Genomic DNA, 18,983 nt, shown 5'->3' with positions numbered 1-18,983 from the left:
CGGGGATGGCCACCGCGGCCATGCCGCAAAGCGGTCGGTAACCGGGCCCCGCGCCCGGATCGCATCAGGTGCTCGCGGGCGAGACATGATTCAGTTACCCGTAGGTAACCTACGGGGTCGAAGATTAGCATTGTCGTGGCTGATGGCTACGGGGCAGGAAGGTGAGAGGTGGCGATAACCGACGTCGACGTGTTCGCGCATCTGACGGACGGCGATATCGAAAACCTGAGCACTGAACTCGATGACATCCGCCGCGACATTGAAGAATCGCGCGGTGAACGCGATGCCCGCTACATCTACCGAACCATCGCCGCACAGCGGGCGCTGGAGGTCGGTGGCCGGTTGGTGCTGGCGGCCAGCTCGCGTCGCTCGGCGTGGTGGGTAGGTGCGGTGACGCTCAGCGTGGCCAAGATCATCGAGAACATGGAGATCGGTCACAACGTCATGCATGGCCAATGGGATTGGATGAATGATCCCGAGGTGCACTCCTCGACGTGGGAGTGGGACATGGCCTCGACGTCGAAGCACTGGCGGTATACCCACAACGTGGTGCACCACAAGTACACCAACATTCTCGACATGGATCACGATGTCGGCTACGGCATGCTGCGGGTTACCCGGGACCAAGGGTGGCGGCGGCGAGACGCCTTCAACCTGGCCATCAATACCCTGCTTGCGATCGGGTTCGAATGGGGAATCGCGTTGCGGCACTTGGAGGCTCGCGACCTCTTCAAAGATGGACCAGAGCGCGAAGCTGCCAAATTCAGGCTACGGGAGTTCTCAGGTAAGGCCGGTCGTCAGGCGGTCAAAGACTATGTGGCCTTCCCGGCGTTGACGTCGGTGTCGCCTGCCGCAACGTACCGGTCTACCTTGACCGCCAACGCGTTTGCCAATGTGATCCGCAACGTCTGGTCCAACGCCGTTATTTTCTGTGGGCATTTCCCGGATGGCGCAGAGAAATTCACCAAGACTGATTTGGTAGACGAGACCCAGGGCCAGTGGTACCTGCGGCAGATGTTGGGAAGCGCCAATTTCAATGCTGGACCGGCGATGCGCTTCATGAGCGGCAGCCTCAGTCATCAAATCGAGCACCACCTCTATCCGGACTTGCCGAGCAATCGGCTGGCCGAGGTTTCGGTGCGGGTGCGCGAGATCTGCGATAAGTACGACTTGCCTTACACCACAGGCTCATTCCCGCTGCAGTACGCCAAGACATGGCGCACGCTCGCCAAGCTCTCGCTGCCGAACAAGTACCTGCGCGACAACGCCGACGACGCTCCGGAGACCCGCAGCGAGCGCATGTTCGCCGGTCTGGAGCCGGGCTTCGCGGGAACCGATCCGATGACCGGCCGTCGTCGGGGCCTCAAGGCTGCGATAACCGCCGTACGTGGCTGGCGGCGCGCCAAGCCCGGCAAGGCCAAGAAGGCCGGCGGCACCGACGGTCTGGCGGCCTAGCCTCGGCGGTGGCGGCAGCCGTCGGCGCGCGCTGCGGCTACCCCAGTCGCGCGATGATGGTCGCGTTGGCCATGCCGCCGCCCTCGCACATGGTCTGCAGGCCGTAGCGGCCACCGTGCTGCTCCAAAGTGTTGACCAGCGTGGTCATGATGCGCGCACCGCTGGCGCCCAACGGGTGGCCGATGGCGATTGCGCCGCCGTTGACATTGGTCTTGGCCAGATCCGCCCCGGTGTCCTTCGCCCAGGCCAGCACGACCGGGGCGAAGGCCTCGTTGACCTCGAACAGGTCGATGTCGCGCAGGGCCAACCCGGCGCGGCGTAGCGCCCTTTCGGTGGCCGCGATGACCCCGGTCAGCATGTAGAGCGGATCCGAACCCACCACCGTGGTGGTGTGAATGCGCGCCAACGGGCGCAGGCCCAGCTTTCGGGCGACGTCGCTGCTGGTGATCATGACCGCGGCGCTGCCGTCGGACAACGGTGACGAGTTACCCGGGGTGATCGACCAGTTGATCTGCGGGAAGCGCTCTTTGATCGCAGCGCTGTGGAACGCCGGCCGCAGCGCGGCGAGCGTATCGACGGTGGTGCCGGGGCGGATGATCTCGTCGTGGGTGAGCCCGGCGATCGGGATCAGCTCGTTGTCGAAGAGTCCGTCCTTGGTGGCGCGGGCGGCCTTGTCATGGCTGGCCGCGGAGAACTCGTCGAGTTGGGTGCGCGACAAGCCCCACCGTGCTGCAATCAGCTCGGCGCTGATGCCCTGGGGCACCAGCCCGTCGGGGTAGCGGTTGTTCATGTCCGCGCCGAACGGGTTGCTTCCGGGCAGCACCGAGGTGCCCATCGGGACGCGGCTCATCGATTCAACGCCACCGGCGATCACCAGATCGTAAGCGCCGGCCAGCACGCCCTGGGCGGCAAAGCTGATGGCCTGCTGGCTGCTGCCGCATTGCCGGTCGATGGTGACCCCGGGAACCGATTCCGGGAATCCGGCACCCAGCAGCGCACTGCGCGCGATGTTGACCGCCTGATCGCCGACCTGGGTCACCGCGCCGGCAATCACATCGTCGACCTGTACCGGGTCGACGCCGGTTCGTGCCGCCAGTTGGCGCAGGCTGTGCGCCAGCAGGTCGGCGGGTAGGACCTGGTGCAGTGCGCCGTTGGCCTTGCCCTTGCCGATGGGGGTGCGGACGGCGCCGACGATGACGGCGTCGCGACTCTGGGACATGGCCCTCCTTGAGCTAAGTATTGATAACTATACTCAGCTATAACAGCTAATTATACTCAGCGCAACCTGGAGTGGAGGGTGATCTTCGTGACAATGCTTGAGGGCCCACTGGCCGACCGTGATGGCTGGTCGGCGGTGGGCGAGTGTCCGATTGAGAAGACCATGGCCGTCGTCGGTACCAAATCCGCGATGTTGATCATGCGGGAGGCCTACTATGGCACTACCCGTTTTGATGGCTTCGCCCGCCGGGTGGGTATCACCAAGGCCGCGACCTCGGCGCGGCTGGCCGAATTGGTCAGCCTCAAACTGCTGGCGCGGCGGCCGTATCGCGAGCCGGGGCAGCGCAGCCGCGATGAGTATGTGCTCACCGAGGCCGGGCTTGATTTCATGCCGGTGGTCTTTTCCCTGTTTCAGTGGGGCAAGCGCCACCTGCCCGTCGGCGATCGCCTGCAACTGACCCACCTGGGCTGTGGGGCGCCGGCGCAGGTTGAAATTCGATGTGCCAAAGGGCACTTGGTGCCCGCCGACGAACTCGGTATGCGGTTGGTCAGGTCTCCCTGAGGGCGGTCAGCAGCCGGCGGGCCGCTGCCACGCGGCGCACCGCGGTTCCGGACAAACTGTCCAGTACGCATTCGGGATCGGCCGGCGGCCCCATGTGCCCGCAGCCGCGCGGGCAATCGCTGATCGCCTCGGCCAGGTCGGTAAAGGCCAGCAGCACGTCGTCTGGCTGGATGTGGGCTAAGCCGAACGAGCGGATTCCGGGAGTGTCGATCACCCACCCGCCGCCCTGCCCGTCCGTCTCGAGAGGCAGCGCGACCGACTGCGTCGACGTGTGCCGGCCCCTGCCGATCTCGGTGACCTCGCCGACGGCCCGATCGGCCTCGGGGACCAGGCGATTCACCAGAGTCGACTTGCCGACGCCGGAATGCCCGAGCAGTACGGTCGTCTTGCCGTCGAGCAGGTCGGCCACCGCGAGGAGCGGATCGTCGCGGCCCGCCGCAACCACCTGAAGGTCCAGTTCGAGGAACTGCTCGGCGAAAGGTTCGGGCGGGGCCAGGTCGGTCTTGGTCAGGCAGAGTATGGGGGTCAGCCCGCCCGTGTAGGCGGCGATCAAGGCCCGGTCCACCAATCCGCTGCGCGGTAGCGGGTCGGCCAGCGCCACCACCATCAACAACTGATCCGCGTTGGCGACCACGACCCGTTCGGTGGGGTCGGTGTCATCGGCGGTGCGACGCAGCACCGTTCGGCGTGGCCCCCTGCGCACGATGCGGGCCAGGGTGTCGGGGCGTCCGGACAGATCCCCGACCAGGTCGACGTCGTCGCCGACCACGATCGGGGTGCGTCCGAGCTCGCGGGCCCGCATCGCGGTGACCCGACGCAGCGGGTCCCCGCCGAGCACGCATCCCCAGCGGCCGCGGTCAACGGCGACCACCATGGCGGCTTCGGCGTCAGCGTGTTCCGGACGGGTCTTGGTTCGCGGACGTGAGCCGCGACCCGAACGGATCTTGACGTCGGATTCGTCGTAGTCGCCTGGCCTCAACCGCTGGACCCCTCGACCATCTCGGTCCACAGCTGTGGGAACTTCGGCAACGTCTTGCTGGTGGCCCCAATGTCGTCCACCTCGACCCCGGCCACCCGGAGCCCGACGATCGCGCCGGCCATCGCCATCCGATGATCGGCATAGGCGCGCCAGCTGCCCGGACGCAGCGGCGTAGCGGTGATCACCAGACCGTCGGAGGTTTGTTCGCAGTTGCCGCCGAGGCGGTTAATCTCGGTGCTCAAGGCGGCCAGCCGATCGGTCTCGTGGCCGCGCAGATGAGCGATGCCGGCCAGCCGGGACACCGATCCGGGGCTGGCCAGCGCCGCCAGCGCCGCCACCGATGGGGTGAGTTCGCCGACATCGCGCAGGTCGACGTCGAATCCGCGGTAGGTCTGCGGACCCTGCACCTGAAGGCATGAATCAATATGTCGGACAGTGGAATTCAGTGTCTGCAGAATGTCGAGAATGTTCTTGGCGGGTTGCACGCTGTCCGCCGGCCAGCCGGTGATGGTCACCGCCCCGCCGGTGACCACGGCCGCCGCCAGAAATGCGACCGCATTGGTCAGATCCGGCTCGACGTCCCAATGCCGAGGCCTGAGGGCGCCGGGCCTGACCAGCCAGCGGTTGGGTATCGAGTCGTCGACATCGATGCCGGCTTGGCGCAGCATCTGCACCGTCATCGCGATGTGCGGTGCGGACGGCAGCTCCGAACCGGTGTGTTGCACCGTTAGGCCGTCGGTGAACGACGCCCCGGACAGCAGTAGGCCGGAGACGAACTGGGACGACGCGGACGCATCGATGGCCACCGTGCCGCCCGCGACCGACCCGGTGCCTTGAACCCGGAACGGAAGGCCGGCACCATCGACGGGCACACCCAGGCCGCGCAGCGCATCCAGCAGCGGTGCGATGGGGCGGGCCCGGGCCTGCTCATCCCCGTCGAAGGTGATCGGGGCGGCGCTCAGCGCCGCCAGCGGGGGAACGAACCGCAACACCGTGCCGGCCAGGCCGCAGTCGACCCGGGCCTCGGGGCCGGGCCGGATGCGGCCACTGACCGTCAGCTCGGAACCAGTCCCGTCGACCCGCAAGCCCAACGTCTGCAACGCCTCGATCATCAGATCGGTATCGCGGCTGCGCAGCGCGCCGGTGATGGTCGAGGAGCCTTGGCCCTGTGCCGCCGCCAGCGCCGCAAGCACCAGCGTCCGGTTGGTCTGCGACTTCGAGCCCGGGACGGTCACGGTCGCGTTCACGGGTGTCGGTGCGAATGGGGCTGGCCATGGCTCGATGCTGCTCACCGCTTCATCCTGCCGTGTCGGCGGGTGTCGTGGATACCAGGCACCATGGGAGTCATGTGTGGACGGTTTGCGGTCACCACCGATCCGGCGTTGCTGGCCGAGAAGATCAACGCCATCGACGAAGCCAGCGGCGCGGCCTCCGATGGCTTCGCCCCCAACTACAACGTGGCCGCAACCGACATGATCGCCACCGTCGTGACCCGCCACAGCGAGCCCGATGACGAGCCGACTCGCCGCGTCCGGATGATGCGCTGGGGATTTGTGCCGTCGTGGGCCAAACCGGGGCCTCAGGGCGCACCGGAGGGCAAGGGGCCGCTGCTGATCAACGCCCGCGCGGAGACGGTCGCCACGTCGCCGGCGTTTCGTGGCGCTGCGCAGCACAAGCGTTGTCTGGTGCCGATGGACGGCTGGTACGAATGGCGGGCCAACCCCGACGTTCTCATCGGCGCAGGGAGCAAGAAGGTTGCCAAGACGCCCTTCTTCATCCATCGCGCTGACGGCGACATGGTGTGCATGGCCGGGCTGTGGTCGGTGTGGAAGCCGAACAACGCGGCCGCCCCGTTGTTGAGCGCCACGATCATCACCACCGATGCCGCGGGCGAACTGGCCGGGATCCACGACCGGATGCCGCTGATGCTGTCCGAAGGCGACTGGGACGCCTGGCTCAACCCGGATGCACCGCTGGACCCGGCGCTGTTGTCCCATCCGCCCGATGTGCGCGACATGGCGTTTCGTGAGGTGTCCACGCTGGTCAACAGCGTGCGCAATAACGGGCCGGAACTGCTGGAGCCGGCCGAGCCGCAGCCCGAACAGATCACGCTGCTCTAGCGTGCTGGCACGGGCTGTCTCGGCAAGACAACAAGCTGTCGATCTTTGTGCTTTCGCGACACTGCCCGAGCACCCCGCGCGGACCTAGCATGCGGGTGCGACTGGCGCATACACGTACACCTTTGCAGACATCCGTAACCGCCCGGTGGCGGTGATCGGCGCGGGCACTCTGGGGCGCCGTATCGCGTTGATGTTCGCCAGCCGTGGCGGGACCGTGCGAATCTATGCGCGCCGCGCCGAACAGCGGGCCCAGGCAGCGCAGTATGTCGCAGATAATCTGCCGAAGCTGCTGCAGGACAGAGGTTTCGGTGAAGTCGGTAGTGTCACGGCCACGGATTGCCTGGCGACCGCACTAGAGGGTGCATGGCTGGCGGTCGAGTCCGTTCCCGAGAAGCTGGAGATCAAGACTGCGCTGTGGGGCCAGATCGATCAGGCGGCTCCGCCGGACACCATCTTCGCGACCAACTCGTCGTCCTTCCCGTCCCGGCTGATGGCCGACAACGTGCGCGACAAGACCCGGTTGTGCAACACGCATTTCTACATGCCGCCTCAGTTCAATGCGCTGGACCTGATGTCCGACGGCGAGACCGATCGCGGTCTCCTGGACACCTTGTTGGCCGTTCTGCCCGAATTCGGCGTGCATCCTTTCGAGGCGCGTCGGGAGTGCACCGGCTTCATCTTCAATCGGGTCTGGGCCGCCATCAAACGTGAGTCGCTGGCCGTGGTCGCCGAGGGAGTGGCCCGCCCAGAGGACGTCGACGGGATGTTCAAGGTCAATTGGCGGGTACCGGCCGGGCCGTTCCAGCTGATGGACCAGGTCGGTCTGGACGTCGTGCTCGACATCGAAAACCACTATGCCGACGAGTTTCCGTACCTGCCGACAAACGTGCGGGCTTTGCTGCGGTCCTACGTGGACGCGGGCAAGCTCGGTGTCAAGACCGGCGAAGGCTTCTACACCTACCCGAATTCCTCGGATAGGTAGCTGCGCGAATCCGGGACCGTCTTGCTGGCACCGAAACGTGACGGCAAGGGCTAACGTCGAGCACGTGGAGAATCCGCACCTCGATGGTGAGGTCGGGGTGAGCCGTTACGTCGCCGCTGTCGCCGTGCGACTGCACGACCGGTTGGGCGAGGTGGCTTCCCACATTCGGCGCTCGTTGGAGCGCACCATTCCCGAACTCGGCGGCGACCTTCGCATCGAGGAATTGCTGGGCACCAGCATCGAGGCCAACGTGGACACGATGCTGCATGCGCTGCGCTACGACATCGCCGTCGAGCGAGTCGAGGCGCCCACCACGGTATTGGAGTACGCGCGCCGACTGGCGCAGCATGGCGTGCCGGTCAACGCGTTGGTGCGGGCGTATCGGCTGGGCCAGCGCCTGATGAACGAGCTGATCTTCGACGAGTTGCGGGCCACCGACATCCCGGAGTCGATGCGGGTGCCGGTTATCGAAGCGATCAGTGTCGCGATGTTCGAGTACATCGATTGGATGTCGCAGCAGGTGGTCGTCGTTTACGAGGACGAGCGCGAACGCTGGCTGGAAAACCAGAACAGTCTTCGTGGCGTGCGGGTGCGCGAGATCCTGGCCGCAGACAAGGAGATCGACGCCGACGCGGCGATCACTTCGGTGCGCCATCCGCTGCGATGGCACCATCTCGCCCTTGTCATGTGGTATCCCGACCAAGGCTGGGAAGTCGACGAACTGCCCAGGCTGCAACGCTTCCTGCGGGAACTGGGCGAAGCCGCCGGAGTCGACGCCAGCCCGTTGTTCGTGGCCGCCGACCCGAGCTGCGGATGGGGGTGGCTGCCGTACCGGGCGGCGCCGGAGCGCGCCGTGGCGGCGGTCGCTGACTTCGTACGGTCTCACCCGGATTCACCGAACGTGGCGATCGGAACACCGGCCAGCGGGGTGGACGGCTTTCGCCGATCGCACCGGGAGGCGGCCGAAGCTCGCAGCGTTGGGATCCTGTGCGATCGCCGCCCACCGCTGATGATCAGCGCCGGTGAACCCGGGTTGTCGGTGGTGGCGCGTTTTGGTGGCGACCTGGCCGGCACCCGAGAGTGGGTGGCCCAAGTCCTGGGCGAGCTGGCGCGCGACGGAGATAGCGACGCGCGGCTGCGCGATACCCTGCGCGTCTACCTGGCGTGCGGGTCGAGCTACAAGCTCGCCGCGCAGCGGCTCAACATGCATTTCAACACGGTGAAGTATCGCGTCGGCCGCGCCGTCGCCCGGCGTGGCCGGGCGATCGGTAGCGACCGCCTTGATGTCGAACTCGCGCTGCTGGTGTGTCACTGGTACGGCGGCTCGGTCTTGCAGTCGAAATAGGCCAGGACGGCCGGGCCGCGCTATCCGGCCTCGGGAACGGCCAGCCCCTGAGACCGGGTGCGACGCAGGTACCGGGCTGCCCGCGAGCCCGGGTCGGTGACGGTGTGCACCAGCGTGATCAAAGCCGGCACGATCAGCGGGAACAAGACAAGAGCAAGCATTCCGGCGATGGTCAGGTACGGCAGGATGACGGTCATGATCTACTCACATTTCTCCGCACCACCGATCTAGGATGCAGTGGGGCGGAATTAGTTTGTGGCTGTGGCTTATTCGAATGCGCACCGTTGCGCTCGGTACGTAAGTTAATTGCAGTCCGAGCGCGCTGCGATGTCGTCAAGCGACCAACTTTGGGTCCAGACTTGTTGTCTGGAGACGAACCCAAACCCATCGGCGGCACCACCATGGTCAGCGCGCCCGGCCAATCCTGAAAAGGGCCCGTGCCCGCCCTGAGCGCCAACCTCGTCGCATCAATAGATCGCCATCCGGAGCGTATTACCTTGCGCTGTAATGACTTACAATCGATCTTTGCCGAATTCGGTGCCGGTCCGGGTGATCGGGTAGCGGCCCTACCCGGTGATCGAACGCGACGCAGAGTTTGCGGACCTGCCTGTGAACTCTCCGGCGGCCGCTTTCGGCCATCCGCCCCGGCCGCAGTCCTGTCCAGGACCGACGGAAGCTGCCAGTCCTGGGCAGTCACGCGGGACGCTCCACCTGGCCCGATGCGCGCGCTTGCTGGCAGGTAACTGTCAGTTCACTGGCAAGTCGCTGCCGTACTCGCGGATCATCGGTCTTTGGTTGCTGAAATGAATTTGTGGACTTGGGTGGTTGTCGTCTTATCGAAAGGGTCGATGAACTAGCCGCGCTGGAGTCGTTTGTTAACGGTGGGACCGCTGACGGTTGCCTGGCGTTGCGAGGCGACTCCGGTGTCGGCAAGTCCATGCTGGTCCAAGCATTGTCGGAGCGGGCTGCGGTACCGGGCAGGCGGGTGCTGCGGTGCAGCGGGGTAGAAGCCGAGGCGACCTTCGTGCTGGCCGGGCTGAGCCAGCTCGTTTACCCGCTGCGGGAGTTCATCGCCCAACTGGGCGCCGATGATCAGCGCACCTTGGCGGCGGTGCTGGGTGCGGTACCCGACCGGGTGCCGACAGTTACCGCGCTGACCTTTGCCTTGCTCAACCTGTTGGCGTTGGCGAGTGAGGTGACGCCGCTGCTGGTGGTTATCGATGACGCACATTGGTTCGACGACGTCAGCGCACGGGTGATCGCGATGGCCGGACGGCGGCTCGACGGTGCGGCGGTGCGGTTTCTGGCTGCGTGCCGTGATGAGGTCCCTAATGCGTTGGCGGACGGGGGATGGCCGCAGATGGTGCTGGCTCCGCTCGGCCCGGAGCAGGCCGAGCGGTTTCTGGATCAACTCGCCGTCGACCTGCCGCACTACGCGCGCGTTGGGGTGCTCGAGCAGGCCGCCGGAAATCCGTTGGCGCTGGCCGAGCTGTCGCGGTGCGCGTTGGAGAACACCTGGGCGCCTGACGCGCGGTTGCCGCTGACTCAGCGACTGGTGGCCATCTTCGGTGATCGGCTGAAAAAACTCGACGAGTCGGTCAAGGCGCAACTGCTGCGCGGCGCACTGGATGGGGCCGCGACGGGTGGCGTGGCATCGGCGCCGCCGCGAACGCGGTATGTGATGCAGGGAGTCGACGCCGCCATCGAACACGGCGTGCTGGTGGTCGACCGCGGTGAGCTGGTCTTCCGGCATCCATTGGTCCGTGCGGCGGTGATCCAGACCTCAACCGCCGGGCAGCGGCGCCATGCCTACGCCCAGTTGGCCGACCTGTATCCCGATGACGTGGTGCGCCGGGCCGCCTATCTCGCTCATGCCACCGTCGATCCCGATCCGGCGGTTGTCAATACCCTCGCCGCGGCGGCCGAGCTGACGATCCGGCGCGGCGATGCCTGTCAGGCGATCGAGTTGCTGCGGCGCGCGGGTGAATTGAGCGACCGACCACGGCGTCGCGAACAGTTGCTGGCCAGCGCGGCCTTTGTTGCGTTGCAGGCGGCGAAACTCGACGAGGCCGAGCGACTTCTGGCCGATGCGGGTTTGGGTGGCGGCGCGTCGGCAAGTGCGCTATTGATCTCGTCTTTCATTTCGCTATACCGCTATGGAGATGTCACCGCGACACATCGTCGCCTGGTTGAGCGGCTGCAATCGGCCGATGACCTCGACGGCGAAACCCTGACCCGGATGGTCAACCTGTTGCTCGCGGTCAGCATGTTTGCCGCGGACCCCGCGCTGTGGCAGATCACCGATGGCCTGGTCGGCTCGCTAGCCGACCGGCTGGGCGAGCTGAGCGTCATCTACCGCGACGCCTGGGCCGATGCGGCCCGCCGCGGCCGCACCGTGACGCAGCGGCTGAAGGAGCAACTGGATCGGTTGGCGGAGCTGGAGCCATGGGATGTGATGCGCGTTGCCCTGGCCGGCTATTACGTGGACCTGATCGACGACTTTCGTTCGGTACTGGTTCCGCTGGCTGATCGCGAAATCGAGGGCGGCGCGGCCACCATTGCGCTTGCGACGCTCGCGTTGGTCACGGCCTATCAGCTGGCCAGTGGTCAGTGGGCCGAGGCGGTCGATACCAGTCAGCGCGGCGTGGCGTTGTGTAGTCAGCACCACTACGAGCTGTTTGGCTATCAGCTCAGAGGTTATTTGGGTGTCATATCGGCCTGCCGCGGCGATGTGGTGCGGGCCCGTGAGCTCGCCGCCCAAGTGCGGGTATGGGCCGAGCCGCGGCGGGTCGGCTTCCTCACCGGGGCCGTCGCGCAGATCGCGATCCTGTGCAGCTTTGCCGAAGGCGACTACGAATCGGCCTACCTGCAGGCCACCGCGATCACGGCGCCGGGGGAGTTCCCGCCGTTCGCGTTGCACGCCACCCGCACCCTGTTCGATCTCGTCGAGGCCGCGGTTCATACGGATCGACTCAACGAGGCGCGCCGGCACGTTCGGGCGGCGAAGCGCCTGCAATTCGCCGACGCCCCGCCGCGACTGGCCATCGCAACCGGCGCTGCGGAGGCCTTGTGTGCTTCGGACGAGCGGGCTCCAGCGTTGTTCGAGAAGGTACTTGGCCATCCGGCGGTCGCTTCATTTCCATTCGAGCACGCCCGTATTCGGCTGGCGTACGGAATGCGCCTCCGCCGGCTGCGCCGCTATCGCAACGCCCGCGTTGTGCTTCGTGCAGCCGCGGAGATCTTTGCCGGTCTGGGCGCCGAACCGTGGACCCAGCGGGCGCGCAATGAACTGCGTGCCGCGGGTACCGCGGTACGCCACTCGGCCGCGGTGGGTCCCGCTCCGCTCACCGCGCAGGAACGTCTGGTGGCCGAATTGGCCGCCAAAGGCCTGTCGAACAAGGAGATAGCCGCACGGCTATGCCTGTCGCCGCGCACCGTCGGTGCACATCTGTATCGGTTGTTCCCCAAATTGGGGGTCACAAACCGGGCCGGATTGCATGACGCCCTCGACGCCATCCATGCGGCACCCGATCAAATCTGATTGATTCCATCCGCTGGCCAGCGCAACCACCGACGTCTCCAAGCGGCCCGAACGCGGTGCGGTTGCCGACCATGACGGGCCGCACTTGTGGCAAAACGCCTGACAAACGAGTAGATCGGTGCAAAGCTGCGTCTATCGCAACGCACCGTTGGTGCGCAGCCGTATCGGCTGATTCCGATTACCTCACGCAATTGAGTCATCTGACCGATGCTGCCCGGTTCGCCAGGTGCAACCCTTGGCATGTCACCGCCATGAAGCGGGACTAGGGCAAGGAGCAGCGAATGCCGTGTACGTGGACACCGGTGGTGTTCATCCATGGGCTTTGGCCAGCCGTGTCCGCGTCCCGGCGAGGTTGCCCCGATGATGCCTGGCGCCCTCGTGTTGTTGCCGGACCGCGCGGTGCTCGGACACTGGAATATCAATCCCAGCAGTGATGTCCGCGCCGAATCCCAACCGGTCGCCCGGTATTCACCCATGCCGCAGCCAGCTGCGCCCAGTGGCATGCGGTCGGGGGAGCCTGCCGACGTCTGGTGCGACAACGTACGTTGCCCGGACACCTCGCACTGGATTTGCCGTCTCGAGCCACGTTCGGTTCGTGTGTGAACCGTTCCTGGCGAGGGCAATTGGATCACCAGCCGCGTCGGCCGGCGGGCCGCGCGTATGGCGGCGCGTGCGAAGCCAATTCAGTTCGCCGCGTTGCCTCACGACGATCTGATGGAAGTGGGTCGCCCCGCGGGGGCACCCGTACGGCGCCGAATCGCCAAGAACGAACAGTAAGGACGTCTCTATGCCTGCAGGACTAATCGCCGCTGCGGTTAGGACCATCGTGAACCTCGGCAGTTTTGGTCAACAATTCGTCGGAGTTAATGATCCAAAGTTCACTAACCCTGAATATCTCGCGGCGAGTGCCACCGGCATGGCCTCGGACGGGCTGACCGCTGTTTTCGGACAAACTTGGGTGCCGCAGGCGCTGGCGAAGCGCGTAGGTCACTCTCAGTTGACCAGTCTTGCCAGTTCAAAAGCGGCGCAAGGGGCCAGTGCCATCCTCTGGACGATCAACATCGTCGAAGTGCTGGAGACGTTGATGGGGTTCGGGCCGCCAGCCGACGGAGATGAACTCCTGGTCGGCTCGACGCAGTTCGCCAAGGCTCAGGCACAGTTGGGGTCGGCCCTTCCGGATAACAGTTGGCAGGGCTCGGCATCCTATGCCTATGCCAGCCAGAACACGGCACTGCAGAATCGCGGACAAGCGCTCGCCGAGCTCGACGTCAAGTTCGCAGCCCTGGTACAAGATCAGGCCGAATGGGTGACCCATGGGCGCCTGGGGATTGCGATCCTCAAGAACCTACTTCTGGCGGCTTTCGCGGTCGAGATGGCCTTGATGTTTGCGGTACCGGCCGGCCCAGCCATGGCCCGGTCTTTCGGATTCACGGTGAGTGGGCTTGGCATCGCCATCGCCATGGGCCTGCTTTCCACCGTGCTCGCCTATTCGGTTGAGAACTCCAAGAAGGCGGACGTTTTGACCGCCAATTACCAAGATTTGGCTCCGGATCCGTACCAAGGAGCGGACCCGGGTATGCCGGTGGCGGCCAATATGCCCGCGTCGGCCGAGTCGACGATCTCGAGCTTTGCGGCGTCGGGCACGGCGTTCACAGCTGAGGCGGCCGGGTCGCTCGGCCGCGCCGGCGGCGCCGCGGACGAATCCGCGTTCTACAGCGCTGCCGCCGATGAGGCTGTGCCGCTCGAGGATGCGCCGTCGGCGACGTCGGCGTTCACCATGCCCACCCTGGCCCAACTGATGGCGATTTCGGGGCAAGGCGCAAAGTTCTCGGGGCATGTCTCTCAGCACGCGAACCTGGCCAACCAGGCGATGGGACAGGTCCAGCAGGTCGCATCGATGGCCCAACAGGGCAAGGGGACTGCTCCCGCCGAGGACACCGCGCAGGCCGAGGCCACCACTGTTGAAGATGTCGAGGGCGCCGGGGCGGACTCGGCCGGCGCAGCTGCCGGGCGTGCACCGATCGAAGCGGCCGCTGCTGACACCCCACCGGCGCAGCAGCCGATCTTTGCGCAGCAGGTCGTGTGACGCTCGCCGTCGAGTCGAAGCCACTGCAGGCCGATGCGATAGCGCACAGAAGCGATATGACGAGGAGATAGATCCATGGCGAACTTGGTTGTCACACCGCAATACCTACAGACACTGGCCGCCACACAGACCCAAGCGGCGGCCACGGCAGCATCTGCGGGTGCCGCGTCCACGAATCTCAAGAATGAGGTCTGGGTGTCTCACGGTGTGATCAGTGGAGCCTCCAACACCTCATTTGCCAATGCCGAGGCTGCCCGCCGCGCGGCGGCCAACAGCATGAACACGACTTCTAGCAAGCTCGCCGCCAAGCTACGCACCGCCAGCAGCGCATACCAGGGAGTCGACGAGCAGGCCGGCGAAAGCCTCGACAAACAGATCATTGAGCGCTGATCGGGTCGGAACCCGCTGGTGGGCATGGCTACCGCGCCGGGGTCGACCATTAGCGCTTCAGATGCAGAAAGAAGGGACACCACGTCGCTCTACCACGACCACGATGATCTCGACGCCCTGGATTTCTTTGTCGCCGAGGAGGTTTCCGAAGACGGCGCGGAGTCGGATGCCCTGGATGGCTTTGCCGCCGATGACCCGACACACCCAGTACCGGACATCGATGCGATGGATCAGTTCATGCCTGGCGAGGTCGAAGACGAAGACACCGAGCCCGACACCGCCCCATTGCAGATCGAAGAGCCCCACGGTGCCGCCGAGACGGCGGGTGCCGAGGAAGGCGTCGACTCGAATGGCGCCCCGCTGTTCACGGTCGTCAACCCCCCTGGGACGGTGTCGGTGTCGGCGCTGATGGACGGCCGGATCCATCGAGTCACTCTGTCGGCAAAGGTGACCAGCATGAGTGAAGCCGAGCTCGCCGAGGAGGTACTGGTCATCGCGGCCCTGGCTCGACAAAACGGGTTGGCGGCCCAGCACAGCTACATGTTGGGAAGCTATTCCGAGTGGGAACCCGTGGCGGAGATGGGCACTGACGAGCGCGAGGTATTGCGTGACTTCATGGAGAACACCATGGGTTTGATGTCCGAAGAACAGGCCACCGCAAAACAAGCAGAGGTTTTCTCCACCCTATACCGATAGCTGAGGGACTGCTGCAGATTTCGACGCCTCGGCCGCGTAGCGGATGCAACCCGAGCCGACGATCGCGAGATTCGTAACTCTGACCGGATCGACGGTGATCCCAGGGCCTCAACGCCTGCGCTAGGTGCGGATTCAGGCGTTTTGTGGCCCACCCCACGAAGACAGGCGCGGCGGCCGCGGGCCGCTTTAGCTCAAATAGCAACACGTGTAAGGGGATTGGACATGACTAAGGAGCTGGTCATCGATTCTTCCCGCCTGAAGATTGCTGGAATCGATTTGGCGGAGCTGACTTTGCCGACGCCCCCGCCGCCGATCGTTGCGACCGGACTGGATTCTGCGTCGGCAGCCATCAACGCAATCTTGCCGATTATCGAGTCGCCGGTGGCCGACTCGTTGCCCGTCGTCAACTCCGCCCTGACGAAGACGGGGTCCAATTTCGTCGCCGCCGCCGCGATCTATGCGGAAGCTGACCAGTCGCTCGGAGAACAATTGGGACAGGTCCAATTCCACTCCGCCGCAACGACGTCCGAGTATGCTGTTCACGGCAACGCCTTGATGGCGGGCAGTGCAGCCCTCGGATATGGCTTGGCAGCTGAACCCGAGATACCGATCGCATCGAGGTTCACCTTGCCCACCATGGCCCAGATGGGTTCTCTGCCGGGGCAGGCCGCGACGCTATCGGGACACGCTTCTCAGTACGCGAACCTGGTCAACCAGACCATGGGGCAGCTGCAGGGGGTTGCGTCGATGGCCCAGCAGGGCCCGGGGACTGCGCCAGAACCCGCCGAAGACGGACCCGTTCTGCAGCTCGAACACTGAATTCATTGTCTATCAGCGTCTATCAGCCACTGACGGTGAATTTCACGATTTTCAATAGCCCCTAGGAGGAGGATTCGCGTGACGCTAGCACAGGTGCTCGCCGTGGAAGGCGAGGAGCTCTTGGCCAGAGCGGCCCGGCTGGAGGCTCCGATACCCGGGCTGCCGACGGAAGATCCCCAGCCCCCGTGCGACTTTGCACCGGCTAACGAAGCTGCCGCAGAGCTTGCGCGCTCCGCCGGTGAAATGCGCAAGTATCTGGGCTATTTCGACACGGAGCGGGCGCGGCTGGCGCAGTCGTTGAGGAACGCGGCCAAGGCCTATGAGGAAGTCGACGAGCACGCTGCGGCCGACCTCGACACGGGCAGCGCCTCGGTGTCGGCGGCGACCCCCGGCCCCGCAGGTGCGGAGCCGGAAACAGAGGCATTCGACGACGCCGGGGTCTCCACAATGGCAGCTGATCACCGCCTTGGCGGCTACGCAGATCTCAAGGTCAGGGCATTGACCATCGAGTGGGCCGACAACGGCAATTCATTCGAAAACTTCGCGAGGACGTGGCTGGACTATCGGCTGAAGTTGCTGGAGGCCACCGACCGCTTCGGACCCTTTCAGCGTTGGGACGGTGAGGCGGCAGCGGCCGTCGAGGACCATTTTGACAGGCAGATCGCGTGGCTGCGGCAGATGGCGGACTTGTGTAGCACCATGGCGAGCCAGGCCCAAACGGTTGCGGCCGCGCAACGACAGCTTCATGCCAGCCATATCCAGTTCCAGGGAAAGACGGTTCGCTTCGCAGATCTGAGAGACCTCGACGACCTGTACTGCAGCGTCCCCAAGGCTGATGTCACGAATATGCGGAACCAGATCCTTGCGATCTATGCGGTGCTGCAGCAAACATCGGATGAGGAGCTGGCGGAATACGAACGGGCGGCGAATTTTCCATTGCCGCCCGTGCATCCAACCAAGCCTCCCAAAGCCAATGAGGTCAAAATCGATCCGCCCACGCAGGCCAAGCCGCCCGAGCAGATCGTGGTGCCGCCCGGGCCCGATCCGGTGCCCGCCCCGGCTGATGACTGGCCAGTGGACGAGGCCCTGCCCAACCCCACCGACATGCCCGTCGTACCGTTCGCCGGCAGCCCCCAGCTGCCGCGCAACACCCTGGCGACTCCTTTGCCGGTCGCGGCGGCGGGACGGGTCTTTCGGCGGGGGCGTCGAAACTCAAACCGGCCTCATTCGGAGGAGCTGGCGCTGCGTCGATGCGGCCTCCCATAGGACCGGACTCCATCTCATCGCAGCTCGGTGGCCGCGATCTGTTGGGGGCTGGCGCCGCGCCGGGGGCCGCGATGGGGTCGGGCGGTGCGGGCATGGCGCCCATGGGAGCCCCCGGCGCCGGACAGGCCCCGGGGCAGACCGGTAAGGGCAAGCGCGCGGAGCCGGGGGACGAGTTGCTCTACACCGAAGAGCGGCCGTGGACCGAGGGCCTCATCGGCAAACGCCCACGTAAATCCGCCGCCGAGGTCGCCGGCCCGGACGCGAGTGCCGCCCCCGATAGCAAAGCCGGGCCCGACAGCGTGGCCGGCTCCAACAGTAAGGACTCCAAATGAGCACCCAGATGCACCCGCAGGTGGCTGAGGCATTGCGCCAGGCGCAGCAGTTCCAGTCCGCGTTTGAAGACCAGATGCACCGGACCAACAGCGGATCCTTCGCCGGAACCGACGAAGCCAAGACCGTCGACGTGACCCTGAACGGACGCCAGTGGCTCACCGACCTGCATATCGAAGAAGGTCTGCTACGGCTGGGTGCTGAAGCCGTCGAGCAGCGAATCAACGAGGCGCTCCAAGATGCGGATGCCGTCGCGTCCGCGGGCATCGAGGCCCGCCAGCAGCAGTTCCTCGAGTCGCTTGCCGGAATTTCCAGTGAGCTCCAGAAGGGGCTGGGCATCACGTAACGAGCAACGTCTGTTCGGGTGTCGGCGTGTGTCATCCGGCAAATCGCTGATTTGCCGCAAGGTCCACCCAAGAGTCGATCACCGGGTCAGGGCTGACGATGCCAGCGACCGCGGCGAAGTTGCCGGCAGGTACGGATTGATATGTCGTGTCGAATATTGCGGCGAATAACGATGAGCATGCTAAGGCCGACGGGTGGGTATTTCGACCAGCTATTGGAGCCGGGCGGATGGCCAGAGGTCGATGAGGACGCCTTTTATGAAAGGGCGCAGGAATTTACGCAGGTTTTGCGGCAAGTCACCGAAGTGCTGGAGAGTTGCCAACAGCGTCGGACTCAAGTTTTCGACGACGGTGTCTGGTCGGGTGGTGCCGCCGATGCCGCCAACGGCGAACTCGGCACCAATATCGGTCATCTGATGACCCTGCAGAACGACCTTGCCACCGCGATTACGTGGCACAAATATGTTGCCGGTTTGGTTGTGCAAGCCAAGTTGGCCATTGATACAAACGCGGAGTTCGCACACCAACAGATCCTCGTTCTGCAGAACGAACCCGGCCTCACCGCCGCCGAGCGAGCCATTGCGATCGAAAGCTTGGTCGTCGCTACGCACGGGGCCAATGTCGCCGTGGTCGCCGACACCACTGAGCAGATTTTCGCGAGCAGGACGTGGACCCCCCCCGCGTAATGCGCTGGAAGACTTGCTCAACCAACGGACGCCGCCATCGGCAGCACCCCCGCAGCGCCGTGACGTTCAGACCGGGCAGCCGATCGAGCAAGAACCCGCGCCGCCGGCGCCTGCACAACCGGTGCCGGTCACCCCGGTGATAGTTCCGGAGGCCGAGCAGTCAA

General features: G+C 65.2%; 18 protein-coding genes. 14 read left to right on the top strand and 4 right to left on the bottom strand.

Going from position 1 to position 18,983, the window contains the following annotated elements; genetic code table 11:
• The first annotated feature begins 168 nt into the window (after window positions 1–168).
• A complete protein-coding gene (locus tag G6N41_RS26815) occupies window positions 169–1,455 on the top strand; it encodes a fatty acid desaturase family protein (RefSeq protein ID WP_020732154.1) in 1,287 nt (428 codons plus the stop codon).
• A 37-nt stretch (window positions 1,456–1,492) separates the two neighbouring features.
• On the opposite strand, the gene G6N41_RS26810 is transcribed toward G6N41_RS26815, so the two are convergent.
• Window positions 1,493–2,674, bottom strand: coding sequence for a thiolase family protein (locus G6N41_RS26810; protein WP_198966161.1), 1,182 nt, complete (start codon window positions 2,672–2,674; stop codon window positions 1,493–1,495).
• Between the two features lie 87 nt (window positions 2,675–2,761).
• Between G6N41_RS26810 and G6N41_RS26805 the strand changes: the two genes are divergently transcribed.
• Complete coding sequence (locus G6N41_RS26805) at window positions 2,762–3,235, top strand: winged helix-turn-helix transcriptional regulator (RefSeq protein ID WP_198968040.1); 474 nt, start codon at window positions 2,762–2,764, stop codon at window positions 3,233–3,235.
• Here the strand turns inward: G6N41_RS26805 and rsgA are convergent.
• Both rsgA and aroA read right to left on the bottom strand, forming a co-directional pair.
• A complete protein-coding gene (rsgA, locus tag G6N41_RS26800) occupies window positions 3,222–4,214 on the bottom strand; it encodes a ribosome small subunit-dependent GTPase A (RefSeq protein ID WP_198966160.1) in 993 nt (330 codons plus the stop codon). The genes G6N41_RS26805 and rsgA overlap by 14 nt on opposite strands.
• Window positions 4,211–5,497, bottom strand: a complete 1,287-nt coding sequence (aroA, locus tag G6N41_RS26795; RefSeq protein WP_198968039.1) for a 3-phosphoshikimate 1-carboxyvinyltransferase — start codon at window positions 5,495–5,497, stop codon at window positions 4,211–4,213. The genes rsgA and aroA overlap by 4 nt, the downstream gene beginning before the upstream one ends.
• Before the next feature lie 63 nt (window positions 5,498–5,560).
• On the opposite strand from aroA, the gene G6N41_RS26790 reads away from it, so the two are divergent.
• From G6N41_RS26790 to G6N41_RS26780, 3 genes are all read left to right on the top strand, one after another.
• On the top strand, window positions 5,561–6,334 hold the full coding sequence (locus G6N41_RS26790) for an SOS response-associated peptidase (RefSeq protein WP_198966159.1): 774 nt from the start codon (window positions 5,561–5,563) through the stop codon (window positions 6,332–6,334).
• Between the two features lie 145 nt (window positions 6,335–6,479).
• Window positions 6,480–7,316, top strand: coding sequence for a 3-hydroxyacyl-CoA dehydrogenase family protein (locus G6N41_RS26785; protein ID WP_198966158.1), 837 nt, complete (start codon window positions 6,480–6,482; stop codon window positions 7,314–7,316).
• Window positions 7,317–7,380: 64 nt separating this feature from the next.
• Complete coding sequence (locus tag G6N41_RS26780) at window positions 7,381–8,661, top strand: PucR family transcriptional regulator (RefSeq protein ID WP_198968038.1); 1,281 nt, start codon at window positions 7,381–7,383, stop codon at window positions 8,659–8,661.
• Between the two features lie 20 nt (window positions 8,662–8,681).
• On the opposite strand, the gene G6N41_RS26775 is transcribed toward G6N41_RS26780, so the two are convergent.
• On the bottom strand, window positions 8,682–8,858 hold the full coding sequence (locus G6N41_RS26775) for a hypothetical protein (protein WP_015354875.1): 177 nt from the start codon (window positions 8,856–8,858) through the stop codon (window positions 8,682–8,684).
• A gap of 614 nt (window positions 8,859–9,472) precedes the next feature.
• Here G6N41_RS26775 and G6N41_RS26770 point away from each other — a divergent pair.
• The 9 genes from G6N41_RS26770 to G6N41_RS30235 all read left to right on the top strand — a co-directional run bounded on the left by G6N41_RS26770 (window position 9,473) and on the right by G6N41_RS30235 (window position 18,819).
• Entirely contained in the window at window positions 9,473–12,202 is a 2,730-nt protein-coding gene (locus G6N41_RS26770) for a helix-turn-helix transcriptional regulator (RefSeq protein WP_198966157.1), read from the top strand.
• An 826-nt stretch (window positions 12,203–13,028) separates the two neighbouring features.
• Window positions 13,029–14,288, top strand: a complete 1,260-nt coding sequence (locus tag G6N41_RS26765; protein ID WP_231608734.1) for an EspA/EspE family type VII secretion system effector — start codon at window positions 13,029–13,031, stop codon at window positions 14,286–14,288.
• A 75-nt stretch (window positions 14,289–14,363) separates the two neighbouring features.
• Window positions 14,364–14,678: an ESX-1 secretion-associated protein gene (locus G6N41_RS26760; protein WP_012393193.1), complete on the top strand. Its 315-nt coding sequence runs from the start codon at window positions 14,364–14,366 to the stop codon at window positions 14,676–14,678.
• 24 nt (window positions 14,679–14,702) lie between these two features.
• On the top strand, window positions 14,703–15,374 hold the full coding sequence (locus tag G6N41_RS26755; RefSeq protein WP_198966155.1) for a hypothetical protein: 672 nt from the start codon (window positions 14,703–14,705) through the stop codon (window positions 15,372–15,374).
• 222 nt (window positions 15,375–15,596) lie between these two features.
• Complete coding sequence (locus G6N41_RS26750) at window positions 15,597–16,193, top strand: hypothetical protein (RefSeq protein WP_198966154.1); 597 nt, start codon at window positions 15,597–15,599, stop codon at window positions 16,191–16,193.
• A 78-nt stretch (window positions 16,194–16,271) separates the two neighbouring features.
• Entirely contained in the window at window positions 16,272–17,459 is a 1,188-nt protein-coding gene (locus tag G6N41_RS26745) for a PPE domain-containing protein (RefSeq protein ID WP_231608733.1), read from the top strand.
• The gene (locus G6N41_RS29680) at window positions 17,444–17,791 is read left to right on the top strand and encodes a hypothetical protein (protein WP_243709906.1); all 348 of its coding nucleotides are present in this window, start codon (window positions 17,444–17,446) and stop codon (window positions 17,789–17,791) included. Before G6N41_RS26745 ends, G6N41_RS29680 begins: the two co-directional genes overlap by 16 nt.
• Entirely contained in the window at window positions 17,788–18,135 is a 348-nt protein-coding gene (locus tag G6N41_RS26740) for a YbaB/EbfC family nucleoid-associated protein (RefSeq protein ID WP_011740506.1), read from the top strand. The genes G6N41_RS29680 and G6N41_RS26740 overlap by 4 nt, the downstream gene beginning before the upstream one ends.
• A 213-nt stretch (window positions 18,136–18,348) precedes the next feature.
• Window positions 18,349–18,819, top strand: coding sequence for a hypothetical protein (locus G6N41_RS30235; RefSeq protein WP_407663707.1), 471 nt, complete (start codon window positions 18,349–18,351; stop codon window positions 18,817–18,819).
• The last annotated feature ends 164 nt before the right edge of the window (window positions 18,820–18,983 follow it).

This window comes from Mycobacterium shottsii, from assembly GCF_010728525.1.
GTDB classification, from domain to species: Bacteria; Actinomycetota; Actinomycetes; order Mycobacteriales; family Mycobacteriaceae; genus Mycobacterium; species Mycobacterium marinum.
Note: the sequence above shows the minus strand (reverse complement) of the source record. Positions and strands in the feature narration are given on the sequence as shown.